Here is a 20000-nt window from a genome sequence, read left to right on the forward strand (position 1 = left end):
CCCGGGGTCCCCACCCCGAACTTCCGCCCCATGTGGGCTTGCTCAGGAGGACACGATGACAGTCTTGGCTCCCGCGACGCAGTCCGAAGCATCGATCGATCCGCGCGATCCGCTCGCGCGTCTCGCCAAGCTGTTCGATGCCGGTACCGTCGCACCCCTACACGACCGTGACAAGTCCGGTGTGCTCGCCGCAGCCGGCGAGATCGACGGTGTTCGCACCATCGCCTACTGCTCCGACGCCACCGTCATGGGTGGCGCGATGGGCGTCGAAGGCTGCAAGCACATCGTCACCGCGATCGACACCGCGATCGCCGAGAAGGCCCCCGTCGTCGGCCTGTGGCACTCGGGCGGCGCCCGTCTCGCCGAGGGCGTCGAGGCCCTGCACGCGGTCGGCCTGGTCTTCGAGGCCATGGTCCGCGCGTCCGGTCTCGTCCCGCAGATCTCCGTGGTGCTCGGTTTCGCCGCCGGCGGCGCCGCGTACGGCCCCGCTCTCACCGACGTCGTGATCATGGCCCCCGAGGGCCGTGTCTTCGTCACCGGACCGGACGTCGTCAAGAGCGTCACGGGCGAGCAGGTCGACATGGCCACGCTCGGCGGACCGGAGACGCACACAAAGAAGTCCGGCGTCGCGCACATCGCCGCGCACGACGAGGACGACGCCTACCACCGCGCGCGCCGCCTGGTGTCGATGTTCAGCGAGCAGGGCGAGTTCGATCTCGCCGCCGCCGAGCACGGTGACACCGACCTGCGCGCGCTCATGCCCGAGTCGGCCAAGCGCGCCTACGACGTGCGCCCGATCGTTCACGAGTTCCTCGACAACGTCGAGGGCGAGTCGAGCTTCGAAGAGCTGCAGGGCAACTGGGCTCGCAGCATCGTCACCGGCCTGGGTCGCCTCGGTGGCCGCACGGTCGGCGTGATCGCGAACAACCCGCTGCGCCTGGGTGGTTGCCTCAACTCCGAGAGCGCCGAGAAGTCCGCCCGCTTCGTCCGCCTGTGCAACGCGTTCGGCATCCCGCTCGTCGTCATCGTCGACGTCCCGGGTTACCTGCCCGGTGTCAGCCAGGAATGGGAGGGCGTCGTCCGCCGCGGCGCGAAGCTGCTGCACGCGTTCGCCGAGGCTTCGGTCCCCCGCGTCACGCTGGTCACCCGGAAGATCTACGGTGGCGCCTACATCGCGATGAACTCGCGGGCGCTCGGCGCGACCGCCGTGTACGCGTGGCCGGACTCCGAGGTCGCGGTCATGGGCGCGAAGGCCGCCGTCGGCATCCTTCACAAGCGTGCACTCGCCGCCGCACCGGAGGAGGAGCGCGAGGCGCTGCACGATCGCCTGGCCGCCGAGCACGAGGAAATCGCCGGCGGTGTCGGTCGCGCGATCTCGATCGGCGTCGTCGACGAGACGATCGACCCCGCCAAGACCCGCAGTGTCATCACCGCCGCGCTCGCCGCAGCGCCGGCGGGCCGCGGACGGCACAAGAACATTCCGCTGTGACACACGGCTTTTGACACGACGAAGGGGCCTCGCTGATGCGAGGCCCCTTCGTCGTACATGGTCGGCCACGGTCGGCCGCCGAACCGACTTGCCCGAATCACACGGAGGTCGAAGGACTTTCGCGGCACAACCCGGACAACCATCACTTCTGGGACATTCCGTTGCCGGACAGCGCTATTCAAACCACCGGAGGTGTCCGTTCCGCGGACGTCGCAACCTCTCCCGAGCCCGCGACTGACCGATGCCTAGCCGACGTCGCGATGCAGCCAGGTCACTTCGGCTCCCTCACCGCCGCTGCGGTACTGCTCGAGCACGTCGTCCCAGGGAGTGCCCAACGCGTGCTCGACGGCGGAGGCGAAGTCGGCGCGCCCACTCGTCAGCAGTGAACGCAGTTGCATCTCCCCGATCACGACGTCCCCGTTCGCGCTCATCGCGCCGCGCCACAGGCCCAGCCCCGGCACGTGCCCGAAGCGTTCGCCGTCGACGCCGTCGCTCGCGTTCTCCGTCACCTCGAAGTACAGCAGCGGCCACGCGCGCAGCGCGCCGGCGACCCGGGCCCCGGTCCCCACCGGACCGGCCCAGTCGCAGGTTGCTCGCAGTGTGCCGCCCGATGCGGGCTGCGACGTCCAGCGCAGATTGGGTCGGGCATCGAGGACCGAGGCGAGTGCCCACTCGACGTGCGGGCACACGGCGGCGGGCGACGAGTGGACGTAGATCACTCCGGTCGTCGCGTCCGCGAACTGGTTCAACGAGCGCACTGCAACACCTCCAGCCTCGACGAGGGACGTCTTCCCCAACGACCTCGCTCACGACCGGAGCCCCGTGCGCCGCAACGCGACACACAGTGCATCAGTGTGCCCTGTGATACCACTGTTACGCCAGTGATAGCAGTAAATTGATCTACCCGCGGGCCCGCAACTCGCCCAGCACGGCGTCGCTGATCTCGGGCCACAGCGGCTTGGCCCAGTCACCGAAGGCCCGGTCGGTGAGCACGACGCAGGCCGCGTCGACCTGCGGATCGACCCAGAGGAATGTGCCGGACTGGCCGAAGTGTCCGTAGGTTTCGGGCGAGTTGCCGGCGCCGGTCCAGTGCGGATTCTTGCCGTCGCGGATTTCGAAGCCGAGGCCCCAGTCGTTGGGGCGCTGCGAGCCGTAGCCGGGCAGCAGACCCGCAAGCCCCGGGAACTGCACCCGGGTCGCGTCGGCGTGGGTCTGCGGCGAGATCAACTTCGGCCGCAGCAGCTCGGCGGCGAACGCGGCGAGGTCGGCCGCGCTCGCCTGTGCCCCGTGTCCCGCCGGACCCACGAGCGCGGCGTCGGCCATCCCGAGCGGGGTGAACACGGCCTCTGCGACGTAATCCGGGAAAGCGATCCCGGTCTCGGCCTCCACGAACTCGGCGAGCACCTCGAAGCCCGCGCTCGAGTAGATCCGCTTTACACCCGGTTCGGCCTGCACCACCCGGTCACCGAACGCCAACCCGGATGCGTGCGCAAGCAGGTGCCGCACCGTCGATCCGGGTGGGCCGGCGGGCTGATCGAGCTCGATCGCGCCCTCCTCGACGGCCACGAGGGCGGCGTACGCGCACAGCAACTTCGTCACCGACGCCAGCGGGTAGACCCGCTGTGGATCCCCGAAATGCGCGACGCCTCGGCCACCGTCGTCGACGACGGCAGCCGAGGCGTTGTCCACCGGCCATTGCCCGATCCGATCGAGAGTCTGCACTCGATCAGACTACGAGGCGCACCCGATCGGCGATTTACCAGTCCGCTTCGGTGTAGCGGATGACACCGCGGATGTTCTTGTTGTCGAGCATGTCCTGGTAGCCCTCGTTCAGCTGCTCGAGCGAGTAGGTGTTGGTCACCATGTCCTCGAGGTTGAGCAGGCCGGCCCGGTACAGGTTCAGCAGGTTCGGGATGTCCACGCGGGCGTTGCAGCCACCGAAGATGTTGCCCCGCAGATCCTTCTGCAGCATCGAGAACAGGAACGAGTTGAGCTTGACGTCCATGTCGGCCATGTGCCCCATCGCGGTGACGACGCAGCGGCCGTTCTTCGCGGTGAGCGTAAGGGCCGGGTCGACGTACTCGCCCTTCATCTCACCGACCGTGATGATGGTCTTCTGACACATGCGGCCCCACGTGATCTCCATGATCGGGCCGATCGCCTCTTCCATCGACGGGAAGGCGTGCGTGGCACCGAACTTGAGGGCCTGCTCGCGCTTGAACGGCGACGGATCGATCGCGAACACGTGGCGTGCGCCGGACGCGACGGCGCCCTGGAGCGCGCTCATGCCGACACCGCCGACGCCGATGATGGCCACCGACTCACCCGGCTTGACCTCGGCGATGTGCGTCGCCGAACCCCATCCGGTCGGGACACCGCAGCCGACGAGGGCGGCGAGCTCGAACGGGATGTCCTTCTCGATCTTGACGACCGAGGACTCGTGCACCGTCATGTAGGGCGCGAACGTGCCGAGCAGGCACATCGGGATCACATTCTGACCGCGCGCCTGGATGCGGTAGGTGCCGTCGGCGATGGCCTGACCGCTCAGCAGCCCCATGCCGAGGTCGCACAGGTTCGAATTGCCCGACGAACACGACGGACAGCGCCCACACGCCGGGATGAACGAGAGTACGACGTGGTCGCCCACCTCGAGATCCTTGACACCCTCACCGACCTTGGTGATCACACCGGCGCCCTCGTGGCCACCCATCGCCGGGTAGGACGGCATCGGCGTCGCACCGGTGACGATGTGGTGGTCGGAGTGGCACATGCCGGCGGCTTCCATGCGGATCTGCACCTCGCCGGCGACCGGGTCGCCGAGTTCGATCTCCTCGATCGACCACTTCTCGTTGACGCCCCACAGCAACGCGCCCTTGGTCTTCATTGCAACCGCCCTTCCATGCCTGACTTCCGGTGGCTGTGACGATAGCCACAAATCTTCCAAATTGAAACAGGTTCTAGGGAGCAAGTAACCAAACGTCCCGTTTAGTGGGCGATTTACACAGGTCGCAGCGGTGTAACGCGCAATGACAAGTTGGTCGACCGACCAGTGGACACTCATCCAGCCGTCCGTCCGGACACCCGACCGGGGCCGCACGTGACGGCGGGAGACCGTTCACGGCGAGGTCGTCGGGAGTACATGTCGCCGTCCCCGCAACGACATCAGAGGCGATGAGGGTGTGCAGCCGGGAACAAACCGACCATCCACGACCCCGAAGCGATCAGGAGATCCCTGCCGATGAATCTCGCTCGTCAAGCCGCCTCCGCCGTGCTGGCTGCGGCGGCCCTCGCCGGTGCTGTCTCGGTCGGCGCCGGAGACGCCGCCGCGCAGCCGAGCACGGCCGGCGCCTCGCTCTGCAATTCCGCCGCGTTCACCGGATCACTCTCGACCGGCTCCCTGGCACTCGGCTCCCTCGCCGACCCCGCCTACCTGTGTGCACAGCCCGGCGATCTCCTCGACGTGCGCATCGGCGACGTTCACGCCACCCAGCCCTCACTCGGCTACGACGAGGTCTACTACAAGCTGGGGCGCTACACGCTCGGCAAGGACGCGATCAACAAGAAGTTCGACGACTGGTGCGAGGCCAACGGTCAGTCGAAGGCCGCGACGGCCGCGCCGAACGCCACCCTGTCCGATCCTGCGTCGTTCACGTGTGAGGTGCCACTCGGCCAGGAGACCGCCGAGAGCATCGCCCCGATGAAGACGGTGGTGATCGGCCCCGGCGGCCGCCCCTACCTCACCGACGGGCACCACACGTTGACGTCGTTCTACGAACTCGCCGACGGCGGGCCGGATCTGCATGTCCGCCTGCGGGTCCTGGGGAATCTGAGTGGCCTGTCACCCAAGGACTTCTGGGCCGAGATGAAGCAGAACAAGTGGGTGTGGGATCGCGACGTGGACGGCAATCCCGTTGCGGTCGAGAAGCTTCCCGACGGTATCGGGCTCACCAACTTCGCCGACGACCGATACCGCAGCCTGATGTACTTCGCGCGGGACATCGGCTTCACCGCCGGAACCATCCCGTTCCAGGAGTTCTACTGGGGCTCTTGGGTGCGTGGCGCGTCCGGCGTCGACCTCGACACCTGGAACCGGAACGATCTGAGCAGCTACCTCGACACCGTCAAGCGGGTGACGACGGCGCAGACCGCACTGCCGGCCGACTCCGTCGTCGAGGCGGGCTTCACGGCGCGCGAACTCGGCGCCCTGCCGCAGTGGAACGACGGAAAGGCCGAGGGGAAGGGCGAATTCGCGAAACTGTCGAAGCCGTACTCCGACGAGAAGCCCGGCAAGCTCGCATATGCGCTGGAGTACAAGCGCGGCCTGAACTGACCGGTCGAAGAGACGGGTGTGGCGGGCACCGGCGAGGCGCCCGCCACACGCGATGGAGAGATGGACCCGCTACGACAGGGCCGCGACCGAACCGCCGAACTCGACCAGACCGCTGAGCAGGTCGCCCGCACCGGAGAGCAGGTTGCCGAAGTCGCCGAGCGCGGTGAGCAGAGAGACGATCTGATCGATGTCCATGGAGTGTCCTTCTGGTCGAGTGCGGCGATGTGCCACACGGATTCGAGGCGGAACGCAGTGTTCGCGGTCCCCCGGAATGCACACTACGATTTAAGTAAGCCTAACCTCAATAGTGTGAGAAAGTGGCGTTCGCCATAGTGCGGAACGTGCGGGTCGGACGGCGCAGATCACGGCGGACCCGTTCCTGGACAGGCCTTTCGGCGAAGACGCCGACTCGAGACTGTCGCCCGTCCGCGCGTGAGCGCAGCGGAGATTCGGGCGGATTCGGGGATTCGGATTCCCCTCCCCCTTCAACGTACAGCGTGGTGGGGGTCTTGCGGCAAGCCCCGGTCGATGCCGCACAATCGTCGCCCTGAGCCAGAATCCGCGAGGGCGGCTGGCCGAAAATGCAACTCGGCGAACGGGTGGTTCATGTTCGATGTGATCATTGCCGGCGGCGGGCCGACCGGCTTGATGCTGGCCTGCGAACTGCGGCTGCACGGCGTGCACACGCTCGTGCTGGAGAAGGAGGCGGAACCGACCCCGCATGTCCGGGCACTCGGACTGCACGTGCGCAGCATCGAGATCATGGACCAGCGCGGCCTGCTGGAACGGTTCCTCCCGCTCGGCAGACAGATCACCTCCGGCGGCTTCTTCGCCGGCCTGAGCACGACGTGGCCGGAGGGGTTGGACACCGCGCATTCGTATGTCCTCGGCATCCGGCAGACCGTCACCGAGCGGCTGCTGACCGAGCGCGCGGTCGAACTCGGCGCCGAGATTCGCCGCGGCTGCGAACTGGTCGGGCTGAGCCAGGACGACGCCGGCGTGACCGCGGAACTGGGCGACGGGACCCGGCTGCGTGCGCGCTACCTCGTCGGGTGCGACGGCGGCCGCAGCACGGTGCGCAACCTGCTGGGCGTCGGGTTCCCCGGCGAACCCAGCAAGGTCGAGACGTTGCTCGCCGAGGTGGAGCTCGACGTGGCACCGGAGTCGCTGGCGTCGGTGGTCGCCGAGGTCCGCACAACCCAGAAGCGGTTCGGCGCCATGCCTCTCGGGGACGGGATCTACCGCGTGATCGTGCCGGCCGAGGGGGTGACCGAGGACCGTTCGGTGCCGCCGACGCTCGACGAGTTCGCGCGGCAACTGCGGGCGATCGCCGGGACCGATTTCGGCGTGCACTCGCCGCGTTGGCTCACCCGCTTCGGCGACGCCACCCGGCTGGCCGAGCGCTACCGGACCGGCCGGGTGCTGCTCGCCGGCGACGCGGCGCACATCCACCCTCCCACCGGTGGGCAGGGCCTCAACCTCGGCGTCCAGGACGCGTTCAATCTGGGCTGGAAACTGGCCGCCGAGGTGCGCGGCTGGGCGCCGGCCGGGTTGCTGGACAGCTACCACACCGAACGGCACCCGGTGGCCGCCGAGGTGCTGGACAACACCCGCTCCCAGATGGAGTTGCTGTCCCTCGAACCGGGCGCCCGGGCGGTGCGCCGTCTGATGTCGGAACTGGTCGACTTCGAGGTGGTCAACCGATACCTGATCGAGAAGATCACGGCGATCGGCGTCCGCTACGACTTCGGCGAGGGCCATGAACTGCTGGGCCGGAGACTGCGGGACGTGGATTTGAGCCAGGGACGCCTCTACCGGCTCATGCACGACGGCCGTGGGCTGCTGCTCGACCAGACCGGGCGGTTGTCGGTGGCGGGTTGGGCGGACCGTGTCGGCCACGTCGTCGACGTCAGCGAAGACCTGGACGTTCCTGCCGTGCTGCTGCGACCGGACGGTCACGTGGCCTGGGCCGGTGACGATCAGGAGGGTCTACTCGCCCAGTTGCCCCGATGGTTCGGCGCCGCCGCCGGCTGAGGTCGCGTCACGAGTGGGCATCCGCGATGCCGTGGCACCAGTGTGGGGCGGGCGGGGCTCGAACCCGCGACCAATGGATTATGAGTCCACGGCTCTAACCGACTGAGCTACCGCCCCCTGCCGCGGCGAGTTGTCGCCGACAGCGGAATCGTACCGCCCATCTTCGATTGTTCCTTCCTGCGGGGTGGCGCATGTCGCACTGCGGTCCCGGTCTGTCGGTGGCCGGCAGCAGACTGACCGGCAGCCCCGGTGAGCACCCTGCTGCCGCGACAGCCGAAGGACCGTGAATGAGCAACTGGACCTCCCGACCGATCTGCGCGTTCGATCTGGAAACTACTGGCCGAGACCCGCTCTCGGCACGGATCGTGACCGCGTGCGTCGTCACGGTCGACGGTGACCGGCCTCGGATGCGGAACTGGATGCTCGATCCGGGCGTCGAGATTCCCGCGGGCGCGAGCGCTGTGCACGGCATCTCCACGGCCCACGCGCGTGAATACGGCCGGAACTACGCCGACGGGTACCGGGAGATCCGGGAGGCCCTCTCGGACGCGTGGGCGGCCGGCCACGCCGTCGTCGCGTTCAACGCCGCCTACGACCTCACCGTGATGGACGCGGAGGGACGGCGCCTCGGTCTGCCGCCGCTCGACGTCGGCGGCCTCGTACTGGACCCGTACGTGATCGATCGCGAGGTGGACCGCGGCCGCCGCGGCAAGCGCACCCTGGGCGCGCTGTGCGAGCACTACGGGGTCGATCTCGGCGCCGCACACCAGGCGCAGGCCGATGCGCTCGCTGCGGCCGAACTGGCGCGTCTACTCCCCCAACGCTTCCCGCATCTGGCGGATCTCGACGACATGATGGCCCGGCAGACGACGTGGCACGCCGAGCGCCAACGCGACCTCGTCGATTACCTCCGGCGTGAGGGCCGGGACGCGTCGGACGTCGACGGTCGGTGGCCGATCCGCACAGCCGCTTGAGACACGTCTCCGAGAACGACGAAGGCCCCCACCCGTCAGGGTGGGGGCCTTCGTTCGGAGCTCCCCCGGCTGGACTCGAACCAGCAACCGTTCGATTAACAGTCGAATGCTCTGCCAATTGAGCTACAGGGGATTGTCCTGCTCGGCGCTGCCCTTTCCGGCGGCGCCTGAGAAACTGTAGCCCATACCCCCACCCAAGTACCAAATCGCCTGACCAGAGGCGGATCGTGCAGGATGTACGCAGGCACTTCGACGGGAGGAATCCGGAAATGTTGCGGTTGTTGGTTGGCGTTGCGGCGGGCTATGTCCTGGGCACCCGAGCCGGGCGGGCCCGGTACGAACAGATCAGCAAGGCTGCCAAGGCCGTGGCGACCAGCCCGGCCACCAAGAAGGCGATCGAGGTGGGCCGGCAGAAGCTGTCGGATTCACTCAACACGCAGCCCAAGCTCGAGCCGATGAAGCCGATCGACGAGAAGACGACAATCCTGGTCCCACAGGATCAGTTGCGGCGGAACTAGCGCGCGGCGGCGGCGCGGGTCAGGCGATGCCCTCGCCGCTGGTGTCGCCGATCGCCTGGTCGAGCAGGCTGCGACGGTACTGCTCGAGGGCCACGAGATCGCCCAGCAGGGAATGGAACTCGTCGGAGTCCGTGGTGGGCGAGATCCGCTGCAGCTTGGACTTGAGCTCGGCCACCTGCTCGCCGACCCATACCTCCTGCAGGCGGGCCAGCACGCCGTGGATGTAGCGGGGTGCGGTGTCGTCGTCGGTGGGTAGCGGCTCGACTGCGAGTTCCATCACGATCGACTGCACGACGAGATCGCCCGCATTGCGCCCCACCGCGTCGACCCATTCGCCTCCGCCGAGACCGGACGACGTGCCGCCGGCCGCACCGACCGCTTCCCGTACGGCGGCGTACGCCGGGTGGGTGAAGGTCTCGGTCGGGAGCGAATCGAAGACGGTGCCGGCGATCGCGGGGTACTGCAGCGCCGCCTTGAGCGCGTCCCGCTGCGGCCACAGTGCCGGATCTTTCGGCCGCGGGCGTGACACACCCGGCGCCGGGCTCGGCTCCGAAGCCGCCGGCGAGGCCGCGACAGGGCGACGCTTGGCGGGCGCGGCGCCACCGCCGCGGGCGAACTTGCGCGCCTCGTCCCGGACCCGGCGGCGCACCGTCGGGATGTCGTCCCAGCCGACCCACCCGGACAGCTGCACGGCGTACTGATCGCGCAGCGTCGACTCCTTGATCCGCGCCACCACCGGGACCGTGCGTCGCAGGGCCTCGACGCGCCCCTCGGCGGTGTCCAGATCATGTTCGGCCAGAAGCGATTTGACGACGAACTCGAACATCGGGGTGCGCCGGGCGACGAGGTCGCGGACGGCGGCGTCACCGGACTGCTGGCGCAGCTCGCACGGGTCCATGCCGTCCGGTGCGATCGCCACGAACGTCTGCCCGGCCATCTTCTGGTCGCCCTCGAACGCCTTCAGCGCGGCAGCCTGTCCGGCGGCGTCGCCGTCGAAGGTGTAGATCACCTCACCGCGGAAGTAGCTGTCGTCCATGAGGAGTCGGCGCAGCATCGCGAGATGCTCGTCACCGAACGCGGTGCCGCACGACGCGACCGCGGTCTTCACGCCGGCCAGGTGCATGGCCATGACGTCGGTGTAGCCCTCGACGACGACGGCCTGGTGTCCCTTGGCGATGTCGCGCTTGGCCAGGTCCAGCCCGAACAGCACCTGCGACTTCTTGTACAGGATGGTCTCGGGGGTGTTGACGTACTTGCCGGGCATGGTGTCGTCGTCGAACAGCTTGCGGGCACCGAAGCCGATGACGTCGCCGGCGAGGTTGCGGATGGGCCACAGCAGCCGCCGATGGAACCGGTCGATCGGTCCGCGACGGCCCTCCTTCGACAGGCCCGCGGCCTCGAGTTCCTTCGCGTCGAAGCCCTTCGCCATCAGGTGCTTGGTGAGGGTGTCCCAGCCGTCGGGGGCGTACCCGCAGCCGAACTGAGCGGCCGCGGCGGCGTCGAAGTTCCGCTCGGTCAGGTAGTCGCGCGCGGCCTGCGCGTCGGGTTCCTTCAGCCGGGCGGCGTAGAACTCCTGCGCGGCCGCGTTGGCCGCCACGAGCCGTGCCCGGGTGCCCCGGTCGCGCTGGACCGACGGCCCGCCGCCCTCGTACGAGATCTGGTAGCCGATGCGGTCGGCGAGCTGCTCGACAGCCTCGACGAAGCTGACGTGCTCGATCTTCTGCAGGAACGAGTAGACGTCGCCGCCCTCGCCGCAGCCGAAGCAGTGGAAGTGGCCGTGGTTGGGCCGCACATGGAACGACGGGGACTTCTCGTCGTGGAAGGGGCACAGCCCCTTCATGGAATCGCCGCCCGCGCGCTTGAGTGAGACGTACTCGCCGACGATGTCCTCGATCCGGGTGCGCTCGCGAACGGCCGCGATGTCTCTGTCAGGGATTCGGCCGGCCACGAAGGCAGTCTAGGCCCTTCGCGTGGGCGAGCACCTACCCCCAGCTGGCCTGGGCGCCGAGGCTCTGCTTGTCGATCCGCTCGAGCCGGCTCTCGGTGCACGACGCGATCTGGTCGACGATCACCCGCACCCGGGCGGCGTCGTCGTCGGCGGCGTGCCACGCCGGCAGGAACAGCGGATCCAGACCGGCCGGCGCGGTCCGCAGCAGCCACTCGGCCACCCGATGGACGCGGTCGCGCTGCCGGTCCTGACGGTTCTTGTGACCGGCGTCGGACATCACGTAGTGCAGGGCCACGGTCTTGAGCAACGCCACCTCGGCCGCCACGATCGGCGGCACCTCGAGATCCGCCTCGTACCGCGCCAGTGGGCCGGGCCCGGTAACAGCTCGGGTGCCGCTCACCGCCGCCGACGCGAACCGACCGACGAGTTCGCTGGTCAGGTTCTTCAGCGCCACCGCACTGGTGAGGGCGCCGTCGTAGTCCCCCACGGCGGCCACCACCGGCAGCCGCGACAGCCGATCGGCCGCCTCCACCAACTCGTCGACGATCAGTCCCCGGAACTGGGCCGACCCCAGCTCGGCGAGGGCCCGGACCTCGACGGGGTCGGCCAGCACGCGCAGGTCGATGCGGCCGGCGATCACGCCGTCCTCGACGTCGTGGACGGAGTACGCGACGTCGTCGGCCCAATCCATCACCTGTGATTCCAGACACTTCCGCCCCTCGGGGGCACCGTCGCGCACCCAGGCGAGGACGTCCGCGTCGTCGTCGTACGCCCCGAACTTCGCGCCCGGCGCGGGGCGCGTCCACGGGTACTTGATCGCGGCGTCGAGCGAGGCACGGGTCAGGTTGAGCCCGACGCTGCGCCCCTCCGGGTCGAGGACCTTGGGTTCGAGGCTGGTGAGGATGCGCAGGTTCTGCGCGTTGCCCTCGAAGCCGCCGCACTTCTCGGCGACCTCGTCGAGCGCCTTCTCGCCGTTGTGCCCGTACGGCGGATGCCCGATGTCGTGGGCCAGGCCGGCGAGGTCGACGAGGTCCGGGTCGAGGCCCAGCCCGTCGGCGATGCCGCGACCGATCTGCGCCACCTCGATCGAATGCGTCAGCCGCGTGCGCGGGGTGTCGCCGTCACGGGGACCGACGACCTGTGTCTTGTCGGCCAGCCGGCGCAGGGCAGCGGAGTGCTGCACCCGCGCCCGGTCGCGCGAGAACACCGACCGGTGCTGCGATGCCTCCGCCGTCGGCACCAACCCCGCGGTCTTGGGCGCCTCGGTCACCCGTCGTTCCAGATCGTGCGCGGCGTAGCCCGCACGTGCCGCGCGACCGTTCACTGCCCCGCCGTGTACGGGAAGTCCGCGGAGAAGTGGGTGAGCTGGTACCACAGCAAAGCGCCTGTCTCCCTGACGATTCCATGCAACTGCGATTCGCGGGTGATGACCGCGGGGCCCTGCCGCGTCGGTGCCGTCCACGCCTCGATGCCGGCGTCGCGCGCCATCGTCCGGGTGCGCAGCGAATGCCACGGGTCGCTCACGAGAACCGCCGAGCGCATCCCCTGCTGCCCCATCTCACGACTCACGGCCTCGATGCTGAGCAAGGTATCCGAGCCCTCCTCGACCGCGATGATCGCGTCCGCGGGCACGCCCTCGCCGATCAGGAAGTTCTTGCCCGACGCGGCCTCGGTGTACTCGTCGCCCTCCTGCTTGCCGCCGACCGTGACGATCGCCGGGGCCACACCCTGCTCGTACAGCTTGTGGGCCTGATCCAGCCGGGCCTCGAACACCGACGACGGCGTTCCGTCGTACTGCGCGGCCCCGAGCACGACGATCGCGTCGGCCGGCGTGGTGTTGTCGATGCGCGCCACCTGCCACACCCGCACCGCAGTTCCGCCGACGAGCACGATCCCGATCAGGATCGTGCCCAGCACCAGTCGGCCGACCCAACGCCCGATCGCGGCACCGAACGAACGGCGCGGCGCGGGACGCGGGTACAGCTCCGGCGGGTCGTAGCTGGGCGCGGTACTCACTCCCCGATTCTGCCAGTCGGCCACCGCAGGCGGCCGTGACGACGCGCCACACCGGATAGATTCGTGACATGGTCATCGCTCCGAGTCCGGCACAGTGTCCACACTCACGACACCGGTCCACACGCCGATCACTGACCGCGACGGTCGTCACCGCATTGCTCATGCTGGTGATGCTCGCGTTCGCCCCAGCCGCCTCGGCCGAGGCACCGATGCGGCTGCCCGACCACATCACCGACGTGTCCGGGGTGCTCGACGCCGGACAGCGCTCCGACGTGCAGGACGCACTCGACACCCTGTACGACGAGCACAAGGTCTCGCTGTGGGTGGTGTACGTGGCCGACTTCGACGGACAGTCGCCCGACGCGTGGACCACGCGCACTGCCGCCATGAGCGGGCTCGGCAACCGTGACGCGCTGCTCGCGGTCGCCACGACCGACCGGTCCTACTACTTCGACGTGCCCCAGGCGCTGTCGGAGGTCACCGACTCGGAAGTGCGGTCGATCTACCAGGATTCGGTGGAACCGGCCCTGCGCGAAGGCGACTGGTCGGGCGCCGCGATCGCCGCGGCGGGCGGACTCGGGGACGCGATGACCCCGACCCACACGTCGATGAAGGTCGTCGGCGTCGGGGCGGCAGTCCTCGTCGTCGTGGTTCTCGGGTTCTTCCTCTACTCCCGCAAGAAGCGGGGCGAGCGCCTCGAGCAGTCCGTGACAGCCGCGCGGCAGGTCGACCCCACCGACGCCACCGCGTTGGCGGCGCTGTCGATCCCGGCGCTGGACGCGCTCGCGAAGGATGCACTGGTCGAGATGGACAACGCCATCCGCACCAGCGAGGAGGAGCTCAACCTGGCGGTCGGCGAGTTCGGCGCCGACAGCACCGCCCCGTTCACCGCCGCCTTCGAGCAGGCACGTAAGACGCTCGCCGCCGCGTTCACGATCCGCCAGCGTCTCGACGACGACATCCCCGAGACGCCCGAGCAGCAGCGACAGATGCTGGTCGAACTCGTCACGACGTGTGCCCGCGCCGACCGGGAGCTCAACGCCCGCGTCGCCGAGTTCGATTCGATGCGCGACCTGCTGCTCGACGCCCCCGCCCGTCTCGACACGCTCACCCAGTCCGTCGTCGCGCTGACCGTGCGGGTCCCCCAGGCGGACGCGACGCTGGCGACGCTGCGCTCGGAGTTCCCCGCGTCGGTGCTCGCCACGATCGAGCACAACCCGGAGATGGCGCGGGAACGGATCACGTTCGCCGAGCAGAACATCGCGGCCGGGCGTGATGCGGTAGCGCTTCCGGCCGGCAAGCAGGGTCCGGCCGTGGTCGCGATCCGCGCCGCGGAGGGGGCACTGGACCAGGCTCGCACGCTGCTCGACGCGATCGACCGCGCCGACACCGACATCCGGCACGCGATCGCGACGCTGCCGGACGCGATGGCGGACGTGCAGCACGGCATCGCGACGGCCGCCGGGCTGGCCGCGCAGGGCGGGCAGAAGCTCGCCGACGCGAAGGCCGCCGCGGAGGAGGCGCTGCGAAACGCGCAGGCCACCAAGGACACCGATCCGCTCGGCAGCTTCAGCAAGGTCATCGAGGCGGACGCGAAACTCGACGCCGTCCTCGCCGAGGCACAGGAGGCCAAGCAGCAGGCCGACCGCGCCCGCGCCCGGCTGGCCCAGGACCTCACCGCGGCCCAGTCGCAGGTGACCGCGGCGGCGGATTTCATCTCGACCCGACGTGGTGCCGTCGGCGCCGAGGCCCGCACGCGGCTGTCGGAGGCGCAGCGCTACCTACAGGCGGCGCAGCAACTCGCCGACTCGGATCCGTCTCAGGCCCTGCAGCACGCGCAGGCGGCGACCCAGCTGGCGTCTCGGGCGCTGTGGTCGGCGCAGGCGGACGTGAACCGCTACCACGACGATCAGCGCCCGCCGAGCGGGGGCACCCGAGGTGGGGGCGGCAACGCGGCCGGCGCGATCCTCGGCGGCATCCTCATCGACACCGTGCTCCGCGGCGGCCTCGGCGGGGGCGGCAACTGGGGCGGCCGCGGCAGTGGCGGCTGGGGCGGACCCGGACCCGGCTCGTTCGGCGGACCCAGCAGTTCGGACCGTATCGGCCGGGGCGGCGGCGGCCGCTTCTAGCCCCGAAACGCCGAATGTCACATGCGTTCAGTCGAACTGAACGCATGTGACATTCGGCTGGGGAACCTAGGCGCCGATCAGACGCTGGGCGAGGTAGCCCTCCACCTGGTCGAGGGCGACGCGCTCCTGCGCCATGGTGTCGCGCTCACGGATCGTGACCGCCTGGTCCTCGAGGGTGTCGAAGTCGACCGTGATGCAGAACGGGGTTCCGATCTCGTCCTGGCGACGGTAGCGGCGGCCGATCGCGCCGGCGTCGTCGAACTCGATGTTCCAGTGCTGACGCAGCGTCGTCGCGAGATCCTTCGCCTTCGGCGAGAGGTCGGCGTTGCGGCTGAGCGGCAGCACCGCCGCCTTGACCGGCGCGAGGCGACGGTCCAGCTTGAGCACCGTGCGCTTGTCGACGCCGCCCTTGGCGTTGGGCGCCTCGTCCTCGGTGTAGGCGTCGACCAGGAACGCCATCAGCGAGCGGGTCAGACCGGCCGCGGGCTCGATGACGAACGGCGTGTAGCGCTCACCCGAGGTCTGGTCGAAGTAGCTCAGGTCGGTGCCCGACGCCTTGGCGTGGGTGGCCAGGTCGTAGTCGGTGCGGTTGGCGATGCCCTCGAGCTCGCCCCACTCGCTGCCCTGGAACTGGAAGCGGTACTCGATGTCGACGGTGCGCTTGGAGTAGTGCGACAGCTTCTCCTTCGCGTGCTCGTACAGGCGCAGGTTGTCCTTGTTGATGCCGAGGCCGGTGTACCAGTCCATGCGGTAGTCGATCCAGTACTGGTGCCATTCCTCGTCCTCACCCGGCTTGACGAAGAACTCCATCTCCATCTGCTCGAACTCACGGGTGCGGAAGATGAAGTTGCCCGGGGTGATCTCGTTGCGGAAGCTCTTGCCGATCTGGCCGATGCCGAACGGCGGCTTCTTGCGCGACGTGGTGAGCACGTTCGCGAAGTTGACGAAGATGCCCTGCGCGGTCTCCGGGCGCAGGTAGTGCAGGCCGGTCTCGCTGTCGACCGGGCCGAGGAACGTCTTGAGCAGGCCGGAGAACGCCTTGGGCTCGGTCCACTGGCCCTTGGTGCCACAGTCCGGGCACACGATCTCGGTCATCGACACGGCGTCCGGGTCGTCGAGCTTGTTCTTCTCGGCGTACGCCTCCTGCAGGTGGTCCTGGCGGTGGCGCTTGTGGCAGTTGAGGCACTCGACGAGCGGGTCGGTGAACACCTCGACGTGGCCGGACGCCTCCCACACCTGGCGGGGCAGGATCACCGACGAGTCGAGGCCGACGACGTCCTCGCGGCTGGTGACCATGTTGCGCCACCACTGCTTCTTGATGTTCTCCTTGAGTTCCACGCCGAGCGGACCGTAGTCCCAGGCCGACTTGGTACCGCCGTAGATCTCACCGCATGGGTAGACGAGGCCCCGACGCTTGGCGAGGTTGGCGACGGTATCGATCATGGACTTGGGTGCCACTTGGGTGCTCTCCATCTGGGTAATAGATGCGTGGTTCACGTGCGGATTTCGCCCGTCCAGCCTATCGGTAGCCGCGGCGGCGTCCCACGGGGCCGGTTGACATGCATATTCGTGCATATCAAAATGGAATTGATTTGCAATAAGGCTACCGGCCGTTCCGGTCCGATCGTATGTGAGGAGCCACCGTGAGTGTTGCCGACGCGGGCGACCTGCGCGCCGACGCGCATGGGCACGAGTCGTGCGCCGCCGAGACCCCCGCGGCACCGATGCCGTCGAAGGACACCCTGGTCGCGGCCGGGGAGATCCTGCGCGCACTCGCCGCACCGGTGCGGATCGCGATCGTGCTCCAACTTCGGGAGTCGCAGCGCTGCGTCCACGAACTCGTCGGCGCACTCGGTGTCACACAGCCCCTGATCAGCCAGCACCTTCGGGTGCTCAAGTCCGCCGGTGTCGTCCACGGCGAACGCATCGGCCGCGAGGTCATGTATCGACTCGTCGACGACCACCTCGCCCACATCGTCGTCGACGCCGTCGCACACGCGGAGGAACAATGACCGATAACCTGACGGACCCCACCGCCCGCCGCGCCCGCGTCACCGTCGGGGTGCGCTCCACCAAGCAGCGCAGCGCAATCTCGGCCCTGCTCGACGAGATCAGCGAGTTCCGGTCCGCCCAGGAACTGCACGACGAACTCCGCAAGCGCGGCGAGGGCATCGGCCTGACCACCGTGTACCGAACGCTGCAGACACTCGCCGACGCCGGCACCGTCGACGTCCTCCGCACCGACACCGGTGAATCGGTCTACCGACGCTGCTCGTCCGGGCATCACCACCACCTGGTCTGCCGCGGCTGCGGATTCACCGTCGAGGTCGACGGCCCCGCCGTCGAGCAATGGTCGCAGACCATTGCCGACGACAACGGCTTCACCGACGTCAGCCACACCGTGGAGATCTTCGGCACCTGCCGCGACTGCGCCAAGGTGCAGTAGCGGAAGCGCTACGCCAGCAGCCCCTTCCGGGCCTCCTCCGCGCCGGACAGCACCAGCAGCAGCATCGTGGCGAGCGGGGCGTCCGCCAAGCCGGTGGCCGGAAAGGTGTACCGCAGAACGACATCCGCAAGCTTGCCGCGGGTGATCACGTTGATCGTGCCGAACTGTGCCTGCGCGTTGCGCTCGGCCACCCGCTTGTGCAGCGCCGGCTTGACCGTCCGGTCCCACGCCAGCACGCCGGTCAGCGACAGCACGTCGAGGCCGTTGGCGAGCGTGACCGCCCGCAGCGAGCACAGCGCGCCGCCGTACTCGAACCGCAGCGAGCCGTCGTCGTCGGCTTCGACGGCCACGAAACCCGCAAGGGCGGCGCGGGCCCGGGCCTGCAGCGCCTCGGCCGCGTCCGTCTCGGCGCTCACTGGTACTTCACTCCCCCACTGTGCTGGATCATTTGACTCCGCCAAACCGGCGATCGCGGGAGGCGTACTCGACGCACGCCGCCCACAGGTCGCGGCGGTCGAAGTCGGGAAACAGCTTCTCCTGGAACACCAATTCCGCGTACGCCGCCTGCCAGATCAGGAAGTTCGACGTCCGCTGCTCGCCGGAGGGACGCAGGAACAGGTCGACGTCCGGCATGTCCGGCTCGTCGAGGTACTTCGCGAACGTGGCCTCGGAGATCTTCTCGGGGTCGATCTCCCCGGCGGCGGCGCGGCGCGCGATTTCCCGTGCGGCGTCGGCGATCTCGGCCCGGCCACCGTAGTTGACGCACATTGTCAGCGTCATGACGGTGTTGTCCTTGGTGAGTTCCTCGGCGATCTCGAGTTCCTTGATGACGCTGCGCCACAGGCGCGGTCGGCGCCCCGCCCACCGGACCCGGACGCCCATCTCGTGCATCTCGTCACGGCGGCGACGGATGACGTCCCGGTTGAAGCCCATGAGGAACTTCACCTCGTCCGGGCTGCGCTTCCAGTTCTCGGTCGAGAACGCGTACGCGGACAGCCACTTCACACCGATCTCGATGCACCCCTCGAGGGTGTCCATGAGGACTGCCTCGCCACGCTCGTGCCCCGCCGTCCGGGGCAGCCCCCGCTCCTGCGCCCACCGGCCGTTGCCGTCCATCACGAGCGCCACATGATTGGGGATCAACTCCGGCTGCAGGATCGGCGGCCGGGCACCCGACGGGTGCGGGGAGGGCGGGCGGATCTCGCGGTCAGGCTGAGCTTGCGGTTCGCGTCGTCGAATCACGCTCCCCATCCTGCCTGACCGCCTCGGTGTCCCCCACCGCCGCATGCGGTCGGGATCGTTCGATCAGAGGCAGCGTGCGCAACTGCCGTTCGAGGTGCCACTGCAGGTGCGCGGCGATGAGCCCGCTCGCCTGGCTGCGCATCGCGGGGGTCGCGGTCTCCGCGTCCGTCCACTGGCCGTGCGCGAGCGCGTCCATGAAGTCGAGCACACCGGGCGACGGTGTGGCCGCCCCGGGCGGACGACAGTGCACGCACACCGCGCCACCGGCGGCGACGTGGAACGCGCGGTGCGGCCCCGGCGCCGCGCACCGTGCACAGTCGGTGAGGGCCGGCGCCCAGCCCGCGTAGCCCATCGCCCGCAACAGGTAGGCGTCGAGGATCAGTTCGGCGGGCCGCCCGTGTTCGGCCACCGCGCGCAGGGCGCCGACGGTGAGACGATGCAGTCGAGGCACCGGGGCCTTCTCCTCGCCCGCCAGGCGTTCCGCGGTCTCGAGGATCGCGCAGGCGGTGGTGTAGCGGCCGTAGTCGTCGACGATGTCGGCACCGAACGCGTCGACGGTGTGCACCTGGGTGACGAGGTCGAGGCCGCGCCCCGGATGCAACTGCACGTCGATGTGCGCAAACGGCTCGAGCCGGGCGCCGAACTTCGACTTGGTCCGCCGCACGCCCTTGGCGACCGCGCGCACCAACCCGTGCTGCCGGGTCAACAGGGTCACGATGCGGTCGGCCTCCCCCAGCTTGTGCTGGCGCAGCACCACCGCATAGTCCCGGTACAACCTCACGTGCCCAGTCTCCCACGGCGCACCGACGACGCCCGACAGGTACGTTCACCGAATTCGCCCCGCCGCGAAATGGAACACGTTACTGTTCGTTCG

Annotated in this window: 19 protein-coding genes and 2 tRNA genes; 8 read left to right on the forward strand and 13 right to left on the reverse strand. The window is 69.0% G+C overall.

The features are described from left to right. Positions 1 to 55: 55 nt before the first annotated feature. Positions 56 to 1489, forward strand: a complete 1434-nt coding sequence (locus ACQ5DX_RS13570) for an acyl-CoA carboxylase subunit beta (RefSeq protein ID WP_430333118.1) — start codon at positions 56 to 58, stop codon at positions 1487 to 1489. Positions 1490 to 1734: 245 nt separating this feature from the next. Here the strand turns inward: ACQ5DX_RS13570 and ACQ5DX_RS13575 are convergent, their stop codons facing one another. The 3 genes from ACQ5DX_RS13575 to ACQ5DX_RS13585 form a co-directional block, all read right to left on the reverse strand. After that, positions 1735 to 2247, reverse strand: a complete 513-nt coding sequence (locus tag ACQ5DX_RS13575; RefSeq protein WP_430333119.1) for a DUF3145 domain-containing protein — start codon at positions 2245 to 2247, stop codon at positions 1735 to 1737. A 142-nt stretch (positions 2248 to 2389) separates the two neighbouring features. Continuing rightward, on the reverse strand, positions 2390 to 3211 hold the full coding sequence (locus ACQ5DX_RS13580; protein ID WP_430333120.1) for a serine hydrolase domain-containing protein: 822 nt from the start codon (positions 3209 to 3211) through the stop codon (positions 2390 to 2392). A gap of 34 nt (positions 3212 to 3245) precedes the next feature. After that, positions 3246 to 4373, reverse strand: coding sequence for an NDMA-dependent alcohol dehydrogenase (locus ACQ5DX_RS13585; RefSeq protein WP_430333121.1), 1128 nt, complete (start codon positions 4371 to 4373; stop codon positions 3246 to 3248). Between the two features lie 354 nt (positions 4374 to 4727). Between ACQ5DX_RS13585 and ACQ5DX_RS13590 the strand changes: the two genes are divergently transcribed. After that, positions 4728 to 5819, forward strand: coding sequence for a ParB-like protein (locus ACQ5DX_RS13590; RefSeq protein ID WP_430333122.1), 1092 nt, complete (start codon positions 4728 to 4730; stop codon positions 5817 to 5819). A 69-nt stretch (positions 5820 to 5888) separates the two neighbouring features. On the opposite strand, the gene ACQ5DX_RS13595 is transcribed toward ACQ5DX_RS13590, so the two are convergent. Further along, entirely contained in the window at positions 5889 to 6014 is a 126-nt protein-coding gene (locus tag ACQ5DX_RS13595; RefSeq protein ID WP_430333123.1) for a hypothetical protein, read from the reverse strand. Between the two features lie 411 nt (positions 6015 to 6425). Here ACQ5DX_RS13595 and rox point away from each other — a divergent pair, with 411 nt between their 5' ends. After that, positions 6426 to 7853, forward strand: coding sequence for a rifampin monooxygenase (gene rox / locus ACQ5DX_RS13600; protein WP_430333124.1), 1428 nt, complete (start codon positions 6426 to 6428; stop codon positions 7851 to 7853). 43 nt (positions 7854 to 7896) lie between these two features. On the opposite strand, the gene ACQ5DX_RS13605 is transcribed toward rox, so the two are convergent. After that, positions 7897 to 7970: transfer RNA gene (locus tag ACQ5DX_RS13605), tRNA-Ile, on the reverse strand. Between the two features lie 170 nt (positions 7971 to 8140). On the opposite strand from ACQ5DX_RS13605, the gene ACQ5DX_RS13610 reads away from it, so the two are divergent. Beyond that, positions 8141 to 8827 (forward strand): exonuclease domain-containing protein, encoded by a 687-nt coding sequence (locus ACQ5DX_RS13610; protein ID WP_430333125.1) that lies wholly within the window; start codon positions 8141 to 8143, stop codon positions 8825 to 8827. A 60-nt stretch (positions 8828 to 8887) separates the two neighbouring features. Here ACQ5DX_RS13610 and ACQ5DX_RS13615 read toward each other — a convergent pair. Beyond that, positions 8888 to 8960: transfer RNA gene (locus ACQ5DX_RS13615), tRNA-Asn, on the reverse strand. A 136-nt stretch (positions 8961 to 9096) separates the two neighbouring features. On the opposite strand from ACQ5DX_RS13615, the gene ACQ5DX_RS13620 reads away from it, so the two are divergent. Further along, a complete protein-coding gene (locus tag ACQ5DX_RS13620; protein WP_430333126.1) occupies positions 9097 to 9345 on the forward strand; it encodes a hypothetical protein in 249 nt (82 codons plus the stop codon). A 19-nt stretch (positions 9346 to 9364) separates the two neighbouring features. Here the strand turns inward: ACQ5DX_RS13620 and dnaG are convergent, their stop codons facing one another. From dnaG to ACQ5DX_RS13635, 3 genes are read right to left on the reverse strand one after another with little or no spacing between them, the layout of a single operon-like run. Next, entirely contained in the window at positions 9365 to 11293 is a 1929-nt protein-coding gene (gene dnaG / locus ACQ5DX_RS13625) for a DNA primase (RefSeq protein ID WP_430333127.1), read from the reverse strand. A gap of 34 nt (positions 11294 to 11327) precedes the next feature. Continuing rightward, the gene (locus ACQ5DX_RS13630; protein WP_430333128.1) at positions 11328 to 12617 is read right to left on the reverse strand and encodes a deoxyguanosinetriphosphate triphosphohydrolase; all 1290 of its coding nucleotides are present in this window, start codon (positions 12615 to 12617) and stop codon (positions 11328 to 11330) included. After that, on the reverse strand, positions 12614 to 13234 hold the full coding sequence (locus ACQ5DX_RS13635) for a YdcF family protein (RefSeq protein ID WP_430335652.1): 621 nt from the start codon (positions 13232 to 13234) through the stop codon (positions 12614 to 12616). Before ACQ5DX_RS13635 ends, ACQ5DX_RS13630 begins: the two co-directional genes overlap by 4 nt. Before the next feature lie 143 nt (positions 13235 to 13377). Between ACQ5DX_RS13635 and ACQ5DX_RS13640 the strand changes: the two genes are divergently transcribed. Next, entirely contained in the window at positions 13378 to 15438 is a 2061-nt protein-coding gene (locus ACQ5DX_RS13640; RefSeq protein ID WP_430333129.1) for a TPM domain-containing protein, read from the forward strand. A 66-nt stretch (positions 15439 to 15504) separates the two neighbouring features. On the opposite strand, the gene ACQ5DX_RS13645 is transcribed toward ACQ5DX_RS13640, so the two are convergent. After that, positions 15505 to 16896, reverse strand: coding sequence for a glycine--tRNA ligase (locus ACQ5DX_RS13645; RefSeq protein ID WP_430335653.1), 1392 nt, complete (start codon positions 16894 to 16896; stop codon positions 15505 to 15507). 185 nt (positions 16897 to 17081) lie between these two features. On the opposite strand from ACQ5DX_RS13645, the gene ACQ5DX_RS13650 reads away from it, so the two are divergent. Further along, positions 17082 to 17450: an ArsR/SmtB family transcription factor gene (locus ACQ5DX_RS13650; protein ID WP_430333130.1), complete on the forward strand. Its 369-nt coding sequence runs from the start codon at positions 17082 to 17084 to the stop codon at positions 17448 to 17450. After that, positions 17447 to 17884 (forward strand): Fur family transcriptional regulator, encoded by a 438-nt coding sequence (locus tag ACQ5DX_RS13655; protein ID WP_430333131.1) that lies wholly within the window; start codon positions 17447 to 17449, stop codon positions 17882 to 17884. The genes ACQ5DX_RS13650 and ACQ5DX_RS13655 overlap by 4 nt, the downstream gene beginning before the upstream one ends. 8 nt (positions 17885 to 17892) lie before the next feature. Here the strand turns inward: ACQ5DX_RS13655 and ACQ5DX_RS13660 are convergent, their stop codons facing one another. The 3 genes from ACQ5DX_RS13660 to recO are packed head-to-tail and all read right to left on the reverse strand — an operon-like array spanning position 17893 to position 19907. Continuing rightward, positions 17893 to 18300 (reverse strand): hypothetical protein, encoded by a 408-nt coding sequence (locus ACQ5DX_RS13660; protein WP_430333132.1) that lies wholly within the window; start codon positions 18298 to 18300, stop codon positions 17893 to 17895. Positions 18301 to 18328: 28 nt separating this feature from the next. Continuing rightward, on the reverse strand, positions 18329 to 19135 hold the full coding sequence (locus tag ACQ5DX_RS13665; protein WP_430333133.1) for an isoprenyl transferase: 807 nt from the start codon (positions 19133 to 19135) through the stop codon (positions 18329 to 18331). Further along, complete coding sequence (gene recO, locus ACQ5DX_RS13670) at positions 19092 to 19907, reverse strand: DNA repair protein RecO (protein ID WP_430333134.1); 816 nt, start codon at positions 19905 to 19907, stop codon at positions 19092 to 19094. The genes ACQ5DX_RS13665 and recO overlap by 44 nt, the downstream gene beginning before the upstream one ends. Between the last annotated feature and the right edge of the window lie 93 nt (positions 19908 to 20000).

It is taken from the genome of Rhodococcus sp. ACT016 (genome assembly GCF_050477185.1).
In the GTDB taxonomy this organism is placed as follows: Bacteria; Actinomycetota; Actinomycetes; order Mycobacteriales; family Mycobacteriaceae; genus Prescottella.

Coding starts and splice junctions, on each gene's coding strand:
- ACQ5DX_RS13620 (WP_430333126.1), top strand. CDS start 9,097: ATGTTGCGGTTGTTGGTTGGCGTTGCGGCGGGCTATGTCCTGGGCACC.
- ACQ5DX_RS13570 (WP_430333118.1), top strand. CDS start 56: ATGACAGTCTTGGCTCCCGCGACGCAGTCCGAAGCATCGATCGATCCG.
- ACQ5DX_RS13655 (WP_430333131.1), top strand. CDS start 17,447: ATGACCGATAACCTGACGGACCCCACCGCCCGCCGCGCCCGCGTCACC.
- rox (WP_430333124.1), top strand. CDS start 6,426: ATGTTCGATGTGATCATTGCCGGCGGCGGGCCGACCGGCTTGATGCTG.
- ACQ5DX_RS13640 (WP_430333129.1), top strand. CDS start 13,378: ATGGTCATCGCTCCGAGTCCGGCACAGTGTCCACACTCACGACACCGG.
- ACQ5DX_RS13595 (WP_430333123.1), bottom strand. CDS start 6,014: ATGGACATCGATCAGATCGTCTCTCTGCTCACCGCGCTCGGCGACTTC.
- ACQ5DX_RS13585 (WP_430333121.1), bottom strand. CDS start 4,373: ATGAAGACCAAGGGCGCGTTGCTGTGGGGCGTCAACGAGAAGTGGTCG.
- ACQ5DX_RS13610 (WP_430333125.1), top strand. CDS start 8,141: ATGAGCAACTGGACCTCCCGACCGATCTGCGCGTTCGATCTGGAAACT.
- ACQ5DX_RS13665 (WP_430333133.1), bottom strand. CDS start 19,135: ATGGGGAGCGTGATTCGACGACGCGAACCGCAAGCTCAGCCTGACCGC.
- ACQ5DX_RS13590 (WP_430333122.1), top strand. CDS start 4,728: ATGAATCTCGCTCGTCAAGCCGCCTCCGCCGTGCTGGCTGCGGCGGCC.